At 74.3% G+C, this 15,161-nt stretch carries 13 protein-coding genes; 3 read left to right on the top strand and 10 right to left on the bottom strand.

What is annotated here, in order from left to right; all coding sequences use genetic code 11:
- Positions 1–94: 94 nt before the first annotated feature.
- Positions 95–1,603, bottom strand: coding sequence for a lysine--tRNA ligase (gene lysS, locus GA0070603_RS21710; RefSeq protein WP_091317094.1), 1,509 nt, complete (start codon positions 1,601–1,603; stop codon positions 95–97).
- Positions 1,604–1,694: 91 nt separating this feature from the next.
- On the opposite strand from lysS, the gene GA0070603_RS21705 reads away from it, so the two are divergent.
- Positions 1,695–2,435, top strand: a complete 741-nt coding sequence (locus GA0070603_RS21705) for a class I SAM-dependent methyltransferase (protein ID WP_091317091.1) — start codon at positions 1,695–1,697, stop codon at positions 2,433–2,435.
- Between the two features lie 3 nt (positions 2,436–2,438).
- Here the strand turns inward: GA0070603_RS21705 and GA0070603_RS21700 are convergent, their stop codons facing one another.
- The 7 genes from GA0070603_RS21700 to GA0070603_RS21670 form a co-directional block, all read right to left on the bottom strand.
- On the bottom strand, positions 2,439–3,197 hold the full coding sequence (locus GA0070603_RS21700) for a type III pantothenate kinase (RefSeq protein WP_091317088.1): 759 nt from the start codon (positions 3,195–3,197) through the stop codon (positions 2,439–2,441).
- Positions 3,198–3,214: 17 nt separating this feature from the next.
- Positions 3,215–4,111, bottom strand: a complete 897-nt coding sequence (gene nadC / locus GA0070603_RS21695) for a carboxylating nicotinate-nucleotide diphosphorylase (protein WP_091317085.1) — start codon at positions 4,109–4,111, stop codon at positions 3,215–3,217.
- The gene (locus GA0070603_RS21690; protein ID WP_091317082.1) at positions 4,108–5,796 is read right to left on the bottom strand and encodes an L-aspartate oxidase; all 1,689 of its coding nucleotides are present in this window, start codon (positions 5,794–5,796) and stop codon (positions 4,108–4,110) included. The genes nadC and GA0070603_RS21690 overlap by 4 nt, the downstream gene beginning before the upstream one ends.
- Positions 5,797–5,857: 61 nt before the next feature.
- The gene (locus GA0070603_RS21685) at positions 5,858–6,751 is read right to left on the bottom strand and encodes a septum formation family protein (RefSeq protein WP_091317080.1); all 894 of its coding nucleotides are present in this window, start codon (positions 6,749–6,751) and stop codon (positions 5,858–5,860) included.
- Between the two features lie 194 nt (positions 6,752–6,945).
- Positions 6,946–7,374, bottom strand: coding sequence for an aspartate 1-decarboxylase (gene panD / locus GA0070603_RS21680; RefSeq protein ID WP_091317078.1), 429 nt, complete (start codon positions 7,372–7,374; stop codon positions 6,946–6,948).
- 31 nt (positions 7,375–7,405) lie between these two features.
- A complete protein-coding gene (panC, locus tag GA0070603_RS21675) occupies positions 7,406–8,254 on the bottom strand; it encodes a pantoate--beta-alanine ligase (RefSeq protein ID WP_091317077.1) in 849 nt (282 codons plus the stop codon).
- Complete coding sequence (locus GA0070603_RS21670) at positions 8,254–9,201, bottom strand: Rossmann-like and DUF2520 domain-containing protein (RefSeq protein WP_091317075.1); 948 nt, start codon at positions 9,199–9,201, stop codon at positions 8,254–8,256. Before GA0070603_RS21670 ends, panC begins: the two co-directional genes overlap by 1 nt.
- Positions 9,202–9,425: 224 nt before the next feature.
- On the opposite strand from GA0070603_RS21670, the gene GA0070603_RS21665 reads away from it, so the two are divergent.
- Positions 9,426–10,514 carry an SAM-dependent methyltransferase gene (locus GA0070603_RS21665; RefSeq protein ID WP_091317072.1) on the top strand — a complete coding sequence of 363 codons (1,089 nt, stop codon included), beginning with the start codon at positions 9,426–9,428 and terminating at the stop codon, positions 10,512–10,514.
- Entirely contained in the window at positions 10,511–11,680 is a 1,170-nt protein-coding gene (locus tag GA0070603_RS21660; RefSeq protein WP_208862926.1) for an NADH-quinone oxidoreductase subunit D, read from the top strand. Before GA0070603_RS21665 ends, GA0070603_RS21660 begins: the two co-directional genes overlap by 4 nt.
- 201 nt (positions 11,681–11,881) lie before the next feature.
- Here GA0070603_RS21660 and GA0070603_RS21655 read toward each other — a convergent pair whose 3' ends face one another.
- Together GA0070603_RS21655 and GA0070603_RS21650 are read right to left on the bottom strand one after the other, a co-directional pair.
- On the bottom strand, positions 11,882–13,897 hold the full coding sequence (locus tag GA0070603_RS21655; RefSeq protein WP_091317066.1) for a hypothetical protein: 2,016 nt from the start codon (positions 13,895–13,897) through the stop codon (positions 11,882–11,884).
- 150 nt (positions 13,898–14,047) lie between these two features.
- Positions 14,048–15,049, bottom strand: a complete 1,002-nt coding sequence (locus tag GA0070603_RS21650) for a glycine betaine ABC transporter substrate-binding protein (protein WP_091317063.1) — start codon at positions 15,047–15,049, stop codon at positions 14,048–14,050.
- Between the last annotated feature and the right edge of the window lie 112 nt (positions 15,050–15,161).

Here is a 15,161-nt window from a genome sequence, read left to right as displayed (position 1 = left end):
CAGGGTTGTGCCCCCGGTAATACAGGAGCACAATAACCCGCCCGCTGCTTGCTCCGTCAATAGGATGCGGTAACGACCCGGAGAAGCTTCTGCGCTACTCGGGCCGGACCAACGGGAACAGGATGGTTTCCCGAATTCCCAGGCCGGTCAGCGCCATCAAGAGCCGGTCGATTCCCATTCCCATACCACCGGCCGGCGGCATTCCGTACTCCATCGCCCGGAGAAAGTCCTCGTCGAGTCGCATGGCCTCGTCGTCGCCCCGGGCCGCGAGCTGCGCCTGGGCCACCAGCCGCTCCCGCTGCACCACCGGGTCGACCAGCTCGGAGTACGCGGTGCCCAGCTCGAAGCCGAGCACGTAGAGGTCCCACTTCTCGGCCAGGCCCGGCTCGCTGCGGTGCGCCCGGGTCAGCGGGCTGGTCTCCTCCGGGTAGTCGCGAACGAAGGTGGGCGCCTGGAGGGACGGGACCACCAACTCCTCGAACAGCTCCTCGGCGAGCTTGCCCGGGCCCCACTTCGGGTCGACGGAGAGACCGACCTTGTCGGCGTACTCGACGAGGCGGGTCCTTTCGGTGCGGACGGTGACCTCCTCACCGAGCGCTTCGGAAAGAACACCGAACAGCGACACCGAGCGCCACTCGCCGCCCAGATCGAACTCGCGGCCGTCGGCGTGCGTGACCACCGTCGAGCCGGCGACCGCGAGAGCGGCCTGCTGCACGAGATTTCGGGTCAGCTCGGCCATGGTGTTGTAGTCGCCGTACGCCTGGTAGGTCTCGAGCATCGCGAACTCGGGCGAGTGCGAGGAGTCGATGCCCTCATTACGGAAGTTGCGGTTGATCTCGAAGACCCGGTCGACGCCGCCGACGACCGCACGCTTGAGAAACAGTTCCGGCGCGATTCGCAGATACAGATCGGTGTTCAACGCATTGCTGTGGGTCACGAATGGGCGGGCCGCCGCGCCGCCGTGCAGCAACTGGAGCATCGGGGTCTCGACCTCGATGAAGTCCTGCGCGTGCAGGGTGTCCCGGAGGCTGCGCACCGCGGCGGCCCGGGTGCGGACCATCTGCCGGGCCTGCGGGCGGACCACCAGGTCCACGTAGCGCTGGCGGACCCGGGCCTCCTCGCTCAGCGGCTTGTGCGCCACCGGCAGCGGGCGCAGCGCCTTGGCCGTGACGGCCCACTCCTCGGCCAGCACCGACAGCTCGCCGCGCCGGCTGGTGATCACCTCACCGGTCACGCCGACGTGGTCGCCCAGGTCGACCAGGCGCTTCCAGTCGTCCAGCCGCTCGGCGCCGACCCGGTCCAGGGAGAGCATCGCCTGGAGTTCGGTGCCGTCGCCGTCCCGCAGGGTGGCGAAGCAGAGCTTGCCGGTGTTGCGCACGAAGATCACCCGGCCGGTGACCGAGACCCGGTCGCCGGTGGCCGTGTCGGTGGGCAGGTCGGCGTACCGCTCGCGGATCTGCGCCAGGGTGGTGGTCCGCGGGAAACCGACCGGGTACGGCTCGACGCCCTCGGCGAGCATCCGGTCCCGCTTCTCCCGGCGGACCTTCATCTGCTCCGGAAGGTCGTCGGCGGGGTCTACTGGCAGGGCGTTCTGCTCGGTCACGGCACGCTTCCTCAGAGGGAGAATTCGGGCGGGGTCAGGCCCCGAGCGTACTCAAGGGCCCGCCGGGTCGTTACGGGATAACCTGCCCGCCATGACCGACCCCACTCAGGCGCTCTCCTTCGGCGCCGCCGCCGCCGACTACGACCGGTTCCGCCCCCGCTATCCGGAGGAGGCGCTGCGCTGGGCGCTGGACGGGCAGGCCGCCCCGGCCCGGGTCGTGGACCTCGGCGCGGGCACCGGCATCCTCACCCGCGGGGTGCTCGCGCTCGGGCACCAGGTCGTACCCGTGGAGCCGGATCCGGGGATGCGGGCGCAACTGGCGGCCGCCACCCCGGGCACGACGGCGCTGGCCGGCAGCGCCGAGGCGGTGCCGCTGCCGGACGGGTCGGCCGACGCCGTGCTGGTCGGGCAGGCCTACCACTGGTTCGACAGGCAGCCCGCGCACGCCGAGATCGCCCGCGTGCTGCGGCCGGGCGGCACGTTCGCGCCGATCTGGAACGTCCGGGACGAGCGGGTGGCCTGGGTGGCGGAGCTGACCCGGATCGCCCACCTCGGCGACAACGCCGGCGACGTGACCGAGAAGTACGCCGACTTCGGGCCCGCCTTCACACCGGTCGAGCTGGGCGGGTTCGCCCACACCACCACGCTGACGCCGGACGAGGTGGTCGGCATGCTGCACACCCGCTCCTACTGGCTGACCGCCACGCCGGCCGAGCAGGAGCGGATCGACCGCGAGCTGCGCGAACTCTTCGCCACCCACCCGGACCTGGCCGACCGGGCCACTGTCGAGCTGCCCTACCGCACCCTGGTGCTGCGCTCCCGGCGGCGGTGAGGCTCAGGTGTTGCGCTCGTAGACCATCCGCAGGCCGATCAGGGTGATCATCGGCTCGTGGTGGGTGATGGTGCGGCACTCGCTGAGCACCAGCGAGGCCAGGCCGCCCGTGGCGATCACGGCCTTCACCTCGCCCAGCTCCTCGGTCATCCGCTCGACGATCCGGTCCACCTGGCCGGCGAAGCCGAAGTAGAGGCCGGCCTGGAGGCACTCGACGGTGTTCTTCCCGATCACCGAGCGCGGCCGGGTGGCCTCCACCTTGCGCAGCTGGGCGGCGCGGGCGGCGAGCGCGTCGAAGGAGATCTCGATGCCCGGCGCGAACGCGCCGCCGAGGAACTCGCCCCGACCGCTGATCACGTCGAAGTTGGTGGTGGTGCCGAAGTCCACCACGATGCACGGCCCGCCGTAGAGGGTGTACGCGGCCAGCGTGTTCACCACCCGGTCCGCGCCCACCTCCTTCGGGTTGTCGATGGCGAGCTGCACGCCGGTGCGTACCCCGGGCTCGACGATCACGCTGGGCAGGTCGGCGTAGTAGCGGGCCAGCATGGTGCGCAGCGAGCGCAGCGCGGCCGGCACGGTCGAGCAGGCGGCCACCCCGGTGATCTCCACGGCGTCACCGGCGAGCAGTCCCCGGAACATCAGACCCAGCTCGTCCGCCGTGGACCGGGCGTCGGTCTTGATCCGCCAGTTGTGCACCAGCTTGTCGCCGTCGAAGGTCGCCAGCACGGTGTTGGTGTTCCCGATGTCGATGCAGAGCAGCACAGCGGCAGCCTAGACCGTCATTCCTCGCGCAGATCCAGGGCGATGTCCAGGATCGGCGAGGAGTGGGTCAGGGCGCCGACGGAGAGGAAGTCGACGCCGGTCGCCCCGTACTCGGCGGCCACCGGCAGGGTGAGCCCACCGGTCGCCTCCAGCTCCGCCCGGTCGCCAACCGCGGCGACCACCTCGCGCAGCTGCGCCGGGGTCATGTTGTCCAGCAGCAGGAAGTCGGCGCCGGCCTCGACCGCCTCCACCGCCTCGGCCAGGGTGTCCACCTCCACCTGCACCGGGACGTCCGGGAACGCCTCCCGGACCCGGCGGAAGGCCGCCCCGATCCCGCCCGCGGCGACCTTGTGGTTGTCCTTGATCATGGCGACGTCGTGCAGGCCCATCCGCTTGTTGGTGCCGCCGCCGGCGCGGACCGCGTACTTCTCCAGCGCCCGCAGGCCGGGGGTGGTCTTGCGGGTGTCGAGCACCATCGCCTTGGTGCCGGCCAGCGCGTCGGCCCAGGCCCGGGTGTGGGTCGCCACCCCGGACATCCGGGAGAGCAGGTTGAGCGCCGTCCGCTCGGCGGTGAGCAGCAGCCGGGTCGGGCCGGTCACCGTGGCCAGCACGTCGCCGCGCGCCACCCGCTGCCCGTCGTGGGCCACCAGCGACACCTCGACGGTACGGTCCGCCCCGGTCACCTCGCCGACCAGCTCGAACACGGCCGCGGCCACCGGCAGCCCGGCCACCACCCCGTCGGCGCGGGCGACCAGGTCGGCGGTGTCGTTCTGCCAGTCCGGGATGGTGGCCACGCTCGTGACGTCGAGGAAGTCCGCGCCCAGGTCCTCGGTGAGCGCGTCGACCACCACCCGCCGGACCCGCTCCGGGTCCAGACCCCCGGCTCGCAGCGCCCGCTCCGTCGACTCCCTCACTGCTGTTCCTCCCAGCGCTCGTTCACAAAGCCCTCCACCCCGACGCTGGCCACGAGGTGGCCCCGCCACCGCTCGTTGGCCGTCGGGAAGTCCTCCCGCCAGTGGCAGCCCCGGGTCTCCCGGCGGGCGTACGCGGCGGCCACCAGCGTCGACGCCACCGTGATCAGGTTCGTCGCCTCCCAGTCGGCGGTGCGCGGCACGCCCCGGGCCTGGCCCAGCTCGGTGAGGGTGGCGGCGGTGTCGGCGAGGGTCGGCGCCGACCGGAGCACTCCCGCGCCCCGGGTCATGGCCCGCTGGAGGGTGGGCGAGGCGCCCGCCGGCACCAGCCAGCCCTGGCCGCCCACCCAGGCGCCGGTCTCCGCCGGCTTCGCCTGCTCGGGCAGCCCGGCGGCGATGTCCTCGGCGATCCGGCGGGAGAAGACCAGCCCCTCCAGCAGCGAGTTGCTGGCCAGCCGGTTGGCGCCGTGCACGCCGGTGCAGGCGACCTCGCCGCAGGCGTACAGGCCGGGGATGGAGGTGCGGCCGCGCAGGTCGGTCCGGACGCCGCCGGAGGCGTAGTGGGCGGCCGGGGCGACCGGGATCAGGTCGGCGGCCGGGTCCACGCCGATGGCCAGGCAGGACGCCACGATGGTGGGGAAGCGCCGGGCCAGGAAGTCGCCGCCCAGGTGGCGGGCGTCCAGCCAGACGTGGTCCGCGCCGGTGGCCAGCAGCACCCGGTGGATGCCCTTGGCCACCACGTCCCGGGGCGCCAGCTCGGCCAGCTCGTGCTGGCCCACCATGAACCGCTTGCCGTCGCCGTCGACCAGGTGGGCGCCCTCGCCGCGCAGCGCCTCGGAGACCAGCGGCTGCTGGGCGAGGCCGGCGCCCGGCTCACCGGCCGGCACGATCAGCGCGGTCGGGTGGAACTGCACGAACTCCACGTCGGTGACCGCCGCGCCGGCGCGCAGCGCGAGCGCCACCCCGTCGCCCGTGGAGACCGCCGGGTTGGTGGTGGCCGCGAAGATCTGCCCCATCCCGCCGGTGGCCAGCACCACGGCCCGGCCCAGGATGGCCCCGACGCCGTCCTCGCTGCCCTCACCGAGCACGTGCAGGGTGATCCCGCAGGCCGGACCGAGCCCGTCCGGCCCGTCGCCGGGGGCGCGCAGCAGGTCCAGCACCAGGGCGTGCTCGACCAGCCGGATCCACGGGTCGCGGCGGACCGCGGCGTGCAGCGCCCGCTGCACCTCGGCCCCGGTGGCGTCGCCGCCGGCGTGCACGATCCGGTCGGCCCGGTGGCCGCCCTCCCGGGTGAGCATCAGCGACCCGTCCGGGTTGCGGTCGAACTCCGCCCCGATCCGCATCAGCTCGCGCAGCCGTGTCGGGCCCTCCTCCACCAGCACCCGCACGGCCGCCGGGTCGCAGAGGCCGACGCCGGCCACCTCGGTGTCGTACGCGTGCGCGGCCGGCGTGTCCGCCGGGTCGAGCACGGCGGCGATGCCGCCCTGCGCCCAACGGGTCGAGCCCTCATCGATGTTGACCTTGGTGACCACTGTGACGTGCAGCCCCGCCTCGCGCAGGTGCAGCGCGGCGGTCAGCCCGGCGACCCCGGACCCGACGACGATCACGTCGGTGGTCTCCACCCAGCCGGGTGCGGGCGCGGCGAGCAGCCTCGGCAGGGCCGGCAGGTCGACGGTCGGAAGGTCCATGAGCACAGTCAACCCGAAGCCCTCTCATCCCGGGCGGCGGGGGCGGGACGAGTGGTTTCGGCTACCTCGTCCGGACCGGCAGGCCGGCCGGGCCGGCCCCCTTCAGCGAGGCGGTCACCGTGCGGTCGCTGAGCCAGAGGTAGCAGCGCACCCCTCGGTCACCGACCACCCACCGGCCGGCGCCGGGCGGGCGGACCACCACGCCGGTGCGGAACCGCAGCGTCGGGTCGTCGGGCACGCCGGCGTACTTGGCGAGGACCGTGTTGCAGCCGGTGTAGAGGGGCGCCCAGTCGGCGGCCTTCTTCGGGTACGGGCGGTCCGGCGCCGCCCACACCCCGACGAACTCGGCGTCGTGCGCGGCACGGCAGTCGACCGGGGTGAGGGTCTGCACCCGGCGGGCGTCCCGGCCGGTGCGCTGGCAGCCCAGCCGCAGCGGGGACGGCCCCCTGAGCGCGTCGCGGAGGCTGCCCGTCCGGGTCACCACTGTCGCCGCCGCCTCGACCGTGGTCAGTTCGGTCAGGTCGCAGCGGTACCAGCGGGAACCGGCCGCCCAGCCGGGCCCGGTGGGCAGCGCCACGGCCAGCCGCAGCCGGCCGGCCCGCCAGTTGTCACCGACGTAGCCGCCGGCCCGGGTGTCGCACTCCGCGAAGGCGGTGCGCAGCTCGGCCGAGCCGAGCGCCGGCGGGGTCGGCCGCTCGCCGGTGAACGCCCCCACGTGCACGGTCTCCACCCGGTGCGGCAGGTCACAGCCGACGGGGTCGTAGCCGGACAGGCCCACGGTGGGGGTGAAGTCGGCGACCTGGCACACCCCGGCCGCCGGGGTGAACGGGCCGGCCGGCGGCAGTGCGCCCCAGTCGTCGGTGAGATCCCCGTCCAGCCCACCCGACGAGGCACACCCGGCCAGGAGCGCCCCCGTGAGCAGGGCGGCGACCGTAACCCTCAGCGCACGGCGCATCGCGGCCTCCCCCAGGCGAGACCGTCAACCCGACGGTCCGCCCAGGGTAGCCGAAAATGACCTTCCGGTAACAGACCGCGCACGCCGCCCCGCCCGTCCACCCCCGCTGATCTTGCAGTTGTGGCCCCGGCAAGTGGGTCAAAGGGTGCAGTTGATGGGCGCCAACTGCAAGATCGCGGGGAGGAGGCGGTGGGTCAGTTGAGGGCGGCGGCCATTGGGTTGGGGACGGGGTCGCCGGCGGTGCCGGGGGCGGCCGTCGTCGGGTCCGCGGTCAGGTCGACGACCTTGTTGTCGGCGTCGACGTGCACCACCCGCGGCTGGTACGCGCGCGCCTCGGCGTCGTCCATCTGACCGTACGAGATGAGGATGACCAGGTCACCGGGGTGCACGAGGTGCGCCGCGGCGCCGTTGATGCCGATGACGCCGCTGCCCCTCCGCCCCGGGATCACGTACGTCTCCAGCCGGGCGCCGTTGGTGATGTCCACGATCGCGACCTGCTCGCCGGGGATGAGGTCGGCGGCGTCGAGCAGATCCTCGTCCACGGTCACCGAGCCGACGTAGTGCAGGTCGGCCTGGATCACCGTGGCCCGGTGGATCTTCGACTTGAGCATGGTCCGGAGCATCGGAGTGCCTTTCCGAAGGGATGTGGTGGGGTCAGGAACGCGGGGCGAGGTGGATCGCCGCGTTGTCGATGAGGCGGGTGGCCCCGACCCAGGCGGCGATCAGCAGCCGCGCCGCGCCGGAGACCGGGCCGGGCTCCAGGTCGGCGTCGGTGAGCACCAGGTAGTCGAGGCGGGCGCCCGGCGTGCCCGAGTCGAAGCCCCGGTGGGCGGCGGCCAGCACCGCGCCGGCGTCCGCGCCCCGCTCGGCGGCCTCGGCGCCGGCCCGCAGCGCGGCGGACAGGCTCAGCGCGGCCGCCCGCTCATCGGCCGACAGGTAGCGGTTACGGCTGGACAGGGCCAGGCCGTCCGGTTCGCGTACGGTCGGCACCCCGACGATCTCCGTCGGCACGTCCAGGTCGCGGACCATCCGCCGGACCAGGGTGAGCTGCTGGTAGTCCTTCTCGCCGAAGAAGGCCAGGTCGGGGCGGGTGAGCTGGAGCAGCTTCATGACCACGGTGAGCACGCCGTGGAAGAAGCCGGGCCGGCTCAGCCCCTCCAGGTCCTCGCCCAGCGGGCCCGGGTTCAGCCGCACCGTCGGCTGGCCCTCCGGGTACATGTCGGTCACGGCGGGGGCGAACACCACGTCCGCGCCGGCCCGCCGGCAGATCTCCAGGTCGGCGTCCAGCGTGCGCGGGTAGCGGTCGAAGTCCTCGTTCGGGCCGAACTGGAGCGGGTTCACGAAGATCGTCACGAGGACGTGGTCCGCCCGCTCCCGGGCCGCCCGCAGCAGGGTCTCGTGCCCCGAGTGCAGCGCGCCCATGGTCATCACCACGCCGACCGTGCCGGTCAGCGCGTCCCGGGCCGCCGCCAGCTCCTTGCGGGTGTGCACCAGCTCCGTCATCAGGCCGCTACCTCCATCCCGTCCAGCACGTCCAGCAGCGGCGCCGCGTCCGCCGGCCGCAGCCGTCCTGCCGCGATCGCGCGGTCCGCCGTCCGTCGTGCCAACGCCAGGTAGGGGGGCACGGATTCCGGCGCGGTCGCCGCCAGGCGCTCCAGGTGCCGGCGTACGGTGCCCGCGTCGCCCCGCGACACCGGGCCGGTGAGCGCGTCGTCGCCGAGCCGCAGCGCGTTCTCCAGGGCCGCCCGGAGCAGCGGGGCGAGCACCTTCTCCGGCCGGTCCACCCCGGCGTCACGCAGCCGGTCGGCCGCCTCGTTGACCAGGGTCACCAGGTGGTTCGCGCCGTGCGCCAGCGCCGCGTGGTAGAGCGGCCGGTCGCCCTCCGCCACCCACTCCGGCACGCCGCCCAGGTCGGCCACCAGCCGGGCGGCGAAGGCGCGCAGCTCGGCCGGGGCGGTCACCCCGTAGGAGATGCCGGCGAGGCGGGTCAGGTCGTCCGGCGTGCCGGTGAAGGTCATGGCCGGGTGCAGCGCGAGCGGCCGGGCGCCGGAGGCGGCGGCCGGGGCGAGGACGGCCAGCCCGTGCGCGCCCGAGGTGTGCGCGATCACCTGGCCGGGCCGCAGCGCGCCGGCCTCGACCAGCCCCGCGACCACGCCGGCGAGGGCGTCGTCGGGGACCGCCACGACCAGCAGGTCGGTGGCGGCGCGCGCCACGGCGGCGGCGGAGCGGGTGGGGGTCTGCGGCAGCAGCAGCGCCATCCGGGCCCTGGCCGCGCCGGAGGCGCCGGCGGCGGCGACCACCCGGTGGCCGGCGGCCGCGAGGGCGGCGCCGAGCACGGTGCCGACCCGGCCGGCGCCGATCACGCCGACCGTGAGGGTGCGGGGGAAGACGAGCGGGGCGTCGGCGGCCCGGTGCGGGGCGGCGGGACGCGAACGCAGCGGTGCGCTCATGGCAATCGATCCAGTCCTCGAAGGGGGTACCGGTCGATCGCAAGTATGCGCCGGGGCCACGGAGCCTAAACAAGCATGTGTGAAAACCTTCACCGACGGCGCGAAGGGGCCACTCCGGCGGCGCCGAACGACCCCTTCCGGTACGCCGGCCCACGTCATGGTTCCGCCGACGTAGGGTCGGCACGGTGACGCCCCCTGAACGTCCGCTCCGCTGGCGCGAGGCCATGGCGACGGCCCTCTACGGACCGGACGGCTTCTTCGTCTCCGGCCCGGGTCCGGCCGCCCACTTCCGCACGAGCGTCCACGCCTCTCCGGCCTTCGCCTCGTGCCTGCTCCGACTGCTGTCTTCTCTTGACGCCGCCCTCGGGCATCCCGCTCGGTTCGACGTCGTGGATGTGGGTGCCGGTCGGGGGGAGCTGTTGCGGTCGTTGTCGCTCGCCGTGGGGTCGACCTCCGTCGGGTCGTCGCCCGCCGCGCCGGTGCCGCTGGCCCAGCGGGTACGTCTCGTCGCGGTCGAGAAGGCTCCCCGGCCGGACGACCTGCCGCCGGAGATCGAGTGGGTGGACGAGATCCCGCAGGGCATCACGGGCCTGCTGGTGACCACCGAGTGGCTGGACAACGTCCCGCTGGACCTGGCCGTCCACACCCCCGAGGGCTGGCGCTACCTGCTGGTGAACCCAACGACGGGCGAGGAGTCGACGGGCGACCCGGTCACCCCCGAGGACACCACCTGGCTGAACCAGTGGTGGCCCTCCCCCTCCCCCGCCCCCGCCCCCGACGCGTTGATCAAGAGGTCTGCGTCTGATTCCGAGGCCGATTCCGACGGAAACCTCTTGATCAACGGGGTGGCGGGGCGGGCCGAGATCGGGAGGAGCCGGGATGAGGCTTGGGCGGGGGCCGTGGGGCGCCTCGACCGGGGGCTTGCCCTGGGGGTGGACTACGGGCACCTGCGGTCCGGGCGGCCCGTTGGCGGGACGTTGACCGGGTATCGGGGTGGGCGCCAGGTTCCGCCGGTGCCGGACGGGTCGTGTGACGTGACGGCGCACGTGGCCATGGACTCGGTCGCCTCTGCCGGTGAGCGGGTCGCGCGGTGTGCGTACACCCTGGTGTCGCAGCGGGAGGGGCTGCGGGCGCTCGGGGCCGACGGCGGGCGACCGCCGCTGAGCCTGGCCTCCCGGGACCCGGCCGGCTACCTGCGGGCCCTGGCCGCCGCGTCGGCGGTGGCCGAGCTGACCGACCCGGCGGGCCTCGGCGGGCACTGGTGGCTGCTGCAACCGGTCGGCGTCACCCTCGATCCGCTCATGGCACGATGACGGACATGACCACCGACGCCGGCGACCTCCGCGAACTGACCGTTGGCACCGGCGCCGGCGGGGAGCAGCTCGGCACCGACATGGTGCTCAACATCGGCCCGCAGCACCCGTCGACGCACGGTGTGCTCCGGCTCAAGCTGGTGCTCGACGGCGAGCGGGTGGTCTCCGCCGAGCCGATCGTCGGCTACATGCACCGGGGCGCGGAGAAGCTGTTCGAGGTCCGCGACTACCGGCAGATCATCGTGCTGGCCAACCGGCACGACTGGCTCTCCGCCTTCTCCAACGAGCTGGGCGTGGTCCTCGCCGTGGAACGGCTCATGGGCATGGAGGTGCCGGAGCGCGCGGTCTGGCTGCGGATGGCGCTCGCCGAGCTGAACCGGGTGCTCAACCACCTCATGTTCCTCGGCTCCTACCCGCTGGAGATCGGCGCCATCACGCCGATGTTCTACGCGTTCCGGGAGCGCGAGACCATCCAGGCCGTCATGGAGGAGGTCTCCGGCGGCCGGATCCACTACATGTTCAACCGGGTGGGCGGGCTCAAGGAGGAGGTGCCGGCCGGCTGGACCGGGCGGGCCCGTGCGGCGATCGGCGAGGTCCGCCGCCGGATGCCCGACCTGGACAACCTGATCCGGCGCAACGACATCTTCCTGGCCCGCACCGTCGGGGTCGGCGTGCTGTCGGCCGCCGACGCCGCCGCGTTCGGCGCCTCCGGGCCGGTCGCCCGGGCCTCAGGACTGGACCTGGACCTGCGCCGGGACGAGCCCTACCTGGCGTACGACCAGCTCGACGTTCCGGTGGTCACCAGGACCGCCGGGGACTGCCACGCCCGTTTCGAGGTGCTGCTCGACCAGGTGTACGCCTCGCTCGACCTCGCCGAGCAGTGCCTGGACCGGGTGGACCGGCTCAGCGGGCCGGTGAACACCCGGCTGCCCAAGGTGGTCAAGGCACCCGAGGGGCACACCTACGCCTGGACCGAGAACCCGCTCGGCATCAACGGCTACTACCTGGTGTCGCGGGGTGAGAAGACCCCGTGGCGGCTCAAGCTGCGCACCGCCTCGTACGCGAACGTGCAGGCGCTGGCGACCCTGCTCCCCGGCTGCCTCGTGCCGGACCTGATCGCCATCCTGGGCTCGATGTTCTTCGTGGTCGGCGACATCGACAAGTAGCGGGCGCCGGCAGGCGACCAGGCCAGCGCGAGGCCGTCTTTGGGCAACCGGGCCAGCGCGGGGCCACCTTTGGACGACCGGGCCAGCGCGAGGCCACCTTTGGACGACCGGGCCAGCGCGGGGCCGCCTTTGGACGGCCGGGCCAGCGCGAGGCCACCTTTGGACGACCGGACCAGCGCTAGGCCGCCGGCAGGTGGGCCGTCAGCGCCAGCGGTCGGCGCCGCCGGCGCGGGGTGCGTCGTCGCGCGGCGGGTAGCCGTAGCGGGCCGGCTCGGGCTCGACCTGGCGCCACTCGGGCTGGCCGCTGCGCTGCGTCGGGGGCCGCCACTCGTCCGGCACCGGCACGCCCCCGGCCGGGAGCGCCGGTCGGCTCTCCTCGCCCCAGCCGCCGGCCGCCTCTCCGGCACCCGCGCTGCCCCGGACGGACGCCCACCGGTCCTCGATCCGGTACTCGGTGCCGCCGCCGTCGGCGTGCACCGCGGCCCGCCGCTCCCCGACCCGGATCTCCCGGCCGTGCTCGTCGTCGCGGACCGCGGCCCACCGGTTGCCGGTGCGCAGCTCGGACCAGTAGTCGCCGTCCGGGTCGTCGGCCCGGCCGGACTGCTCCGCCGGCGTCCAGGCGCGAGCACCCGTTCCCGCCCAGCCCTCCTCGGCGGCCCGCTCGCCGTACCCGCCCCGGTCGCCCTGGCCCGACCAGCCGCCCTTGGCGGCCCGGTCAGCCTGGCCGGCCCAGGCGCCCTGGCCGGTGCGGGCGGGCTCGTCGCGTTCGGCGGTCCAGTCCGCCTCCTCGCGCCCGCCGGGCCCCGCCGACCAGGACCTGTCGTCCGCCCGCCCCTCCGGACCCGACCGCCAGGACCGGTCGTCGGCCCGACCGTCCTGACCCGACCGCCAGGACCGGTCGTCCGCCGGCTCCCCGGCCCAGCCGCGGTCGTCGTCCTCCCGCGCCGACCAGCCCCGGTCATCGCCGGACGCCCGGCCGACCCCCGCCCACGGGTGCTCGCCGCCGGGCGCACCGGACCAGGAGGCGTCGTCGCGGGGACCGGCCGACCCGGACCAGGAACGTTCGCCGCCCTGGCCGGACACCGAACCGCCGGGCCGGGAGCCCTCGGCCGGACCGGACCAGCCGCCGCCGACCTGCGCCGACCAGGAGCGCTCGTCCCGACCGGCCCGGGCGCGATCGTCGTCGGAGTCCCGGTAACCGGTGCCGAAGCGGTCGTCCTCGGATTCCCGGTAGCCGGCGCGGGGGCGGTCGTCGTCGGAGCCCCGGTAACCGGCGCGGGGACGATCGTCCGGCTCCGCACCGCTCCACGAGCGCTCCTCGGGCGCCGGGGACCAGCGGCCGGCGTACCCGCCGTACCGGGTGCCGGCCGGGTCGGCGCCGCCATCCACGATGGTGTGCCGGGTGGTGACGTGCACGGTCTCGGTGTGGTGCACCACCCCGACCTGGCGGGGTTCCGGCCGGGCCTCCGGCTCCGGCACGCGCGGCGCGCCGTAGACGCCGGTCTGTGGGCGGTCGCCGCCGTAGACCCCGGCCTGGGGACGGTCGCCGCCGTACACGCCGGTCTGTGGGCGGTCGCCGCCGTAGACCCCGGCCTGGGGACGGTCTCCGCCGTAGACCCCGGCCTGCGGGCGGTCGCCGCCGTGAACCGGGTGGTCGGCGGCATGGTCGGCGGACCGGGCGCCCGGCCGGCGGGCCGGCTCGTCCTCGTCCCGCGCCGAGGGCCGGGCCGGCTCGGGGCGGGCGCGCCCCTCGTCGTGCGGCTCGGTGGCCGGCACCCGGGCGCGGCCACCGGCCGGCTCGTCGGCGGCGGACGTGGCGATGCCGGCGGCGGCGGCGATACCGGCGGCCGCCGCGTCGAGCCGGCGACGCATCGCGGTGACCGACTCCTGGGTCCGCTGGACCTGGTCGAGTGCCTGGTTGCCGCGCTGGGCGGCGGCCACGATCTCGCCGCGTAGCTCCCGGCGGAGCTGCTCGAGTTCCGCGCGGAGCTCGTCGGCACCGGCCGCGCCGCCGCCGCTCTCCGCGCGCAGGGCGATGGAGAGGCCGATCAGCACCACGGCCAGGATCGCCAGCACGGCGCCGAACCGGAGCGGGCCGTTGCCGTCGGCGATCAGCAGGATGAGCGCCGCCAGTGGCGCGAGCGCCACGCCGATCCAGAACAGGACGGTCAGCAGCGCGGGACTGCGGTTTTCGGCGGGGGCGACCGAGGCGGGCATGGCTGAGCAGACTACCGAGAGTTGCCCCGGTAGGGAACGGGCCGAAAGCATCGATGTAAAAGCCGGTGACCAGGACTTCCCGTCCGGCCCACGGCGGCCTGCCGCGCCGGCGCCGGCGGGCCGGGGTGGCCCGCCGGCGCGGCGCGATGGTCAGCTCGCGGCGAGCGCGGCGTCCGAGGAGAACACCAGGCCGACGCTGGCCGCGCCGGTCTTCAGGGCGTTCTTGGTCTGCGGGCCGCCCGCGTCGAGCGAGCTGAACGAGCCGGCCTTGAAGTCGTAGACCTCGACGAGGCCGGCCTGGCACTTCGGCCGCTGCGGGCACTCGGGCGGGCCGGCCAGCACGGTGGCCGTGCCGGAGCACTTGGCGGCCAGGTCGGAGAGGGTCGCGACCTGGTACTTGTCGGCGAAGGCCTTGGTGACCGCGAAGGCGTTCTGGTCCTGGGCCTGGGCGGGCTGGCCGAAGCTGATGCCGACCTTGTCGCCGGCCGCCTTCAGCGCGCTGACCGTCTTGTCCAGCTCGGGCGAGGAGACCGGCTGGGCGTCCTTGCCGTTGGCCTTGGTGTTGAGGAACTCGGCCATGGTCGCCGCGTACTCGGGGACGACCTGGACCTGGCCCTTCTCCAGGGCCGGCTCGTAGAGCTCGCGGTTGCCGATGGTCTGCACCTTGACCTGGTAGCCGGCCGCGGTGAGCGCGATCTTGTAGAGCTCGGCGATGGTCTGGCTCTCGCTGAAGTTGCCGGCGCCGACCGTCACCTGGCCGCCCGGGCCCTTCTCGACGCCGTCGGTCACGCCGTTGGCGTCGGCGAACTCCTTCGCGGCGACCTGCGGCGTCTTCCGGTCGACGTCGACCGCCCGGTTCAGCTCGATGAGCTTCGGGGTGTCGAGCTTCGCGGAGACCTTGTCGAGCGCGGCCACGAGCTGCGGGGTGGCCGCCTTCGCGTTGACCGCGGGAATGACGTTGTCGGTGTTCTGGAGCTTCTTGTCGTCGGTGAGGACGACGAGCTTGTCACCCGCCACCGGGGCGCAGCCGGCCCCGGAGGCGCCCTTCTCGGGGGCATCGGTGCCGGAGGAACCGGCGTCGCCGCAGCCGGCGAGGAGGCCGGCGGTCAGGACGCCGAGCGCCCCGACGGCCAGGCTGGTACGTGCGCGCATCAGTGCCCGCCTTCCGTGTCCCGGCGCGACCCGTCCGGGCCGGCCGCGTGTCCGACGGGCGATCCGATCAGTCGCCCGCGAGTTCCAGCCAATATCCTCCGGCTCGGACCGA

The sequence above is a fragment of the Micromonospora chersina genome (assembly GCF_900091475.1).
GTDB lineage: Bacteria > Actinomycetota > Actinomycetes > Mycobacteriales > Micromonosporaceae > Micromonospora > Micromonospora chersina.
The sequence above is the reverse complement of the archived record's forward strand: the minus strand, read 5'-3'. Positions and strand labels throughout refer to the sequence as shown.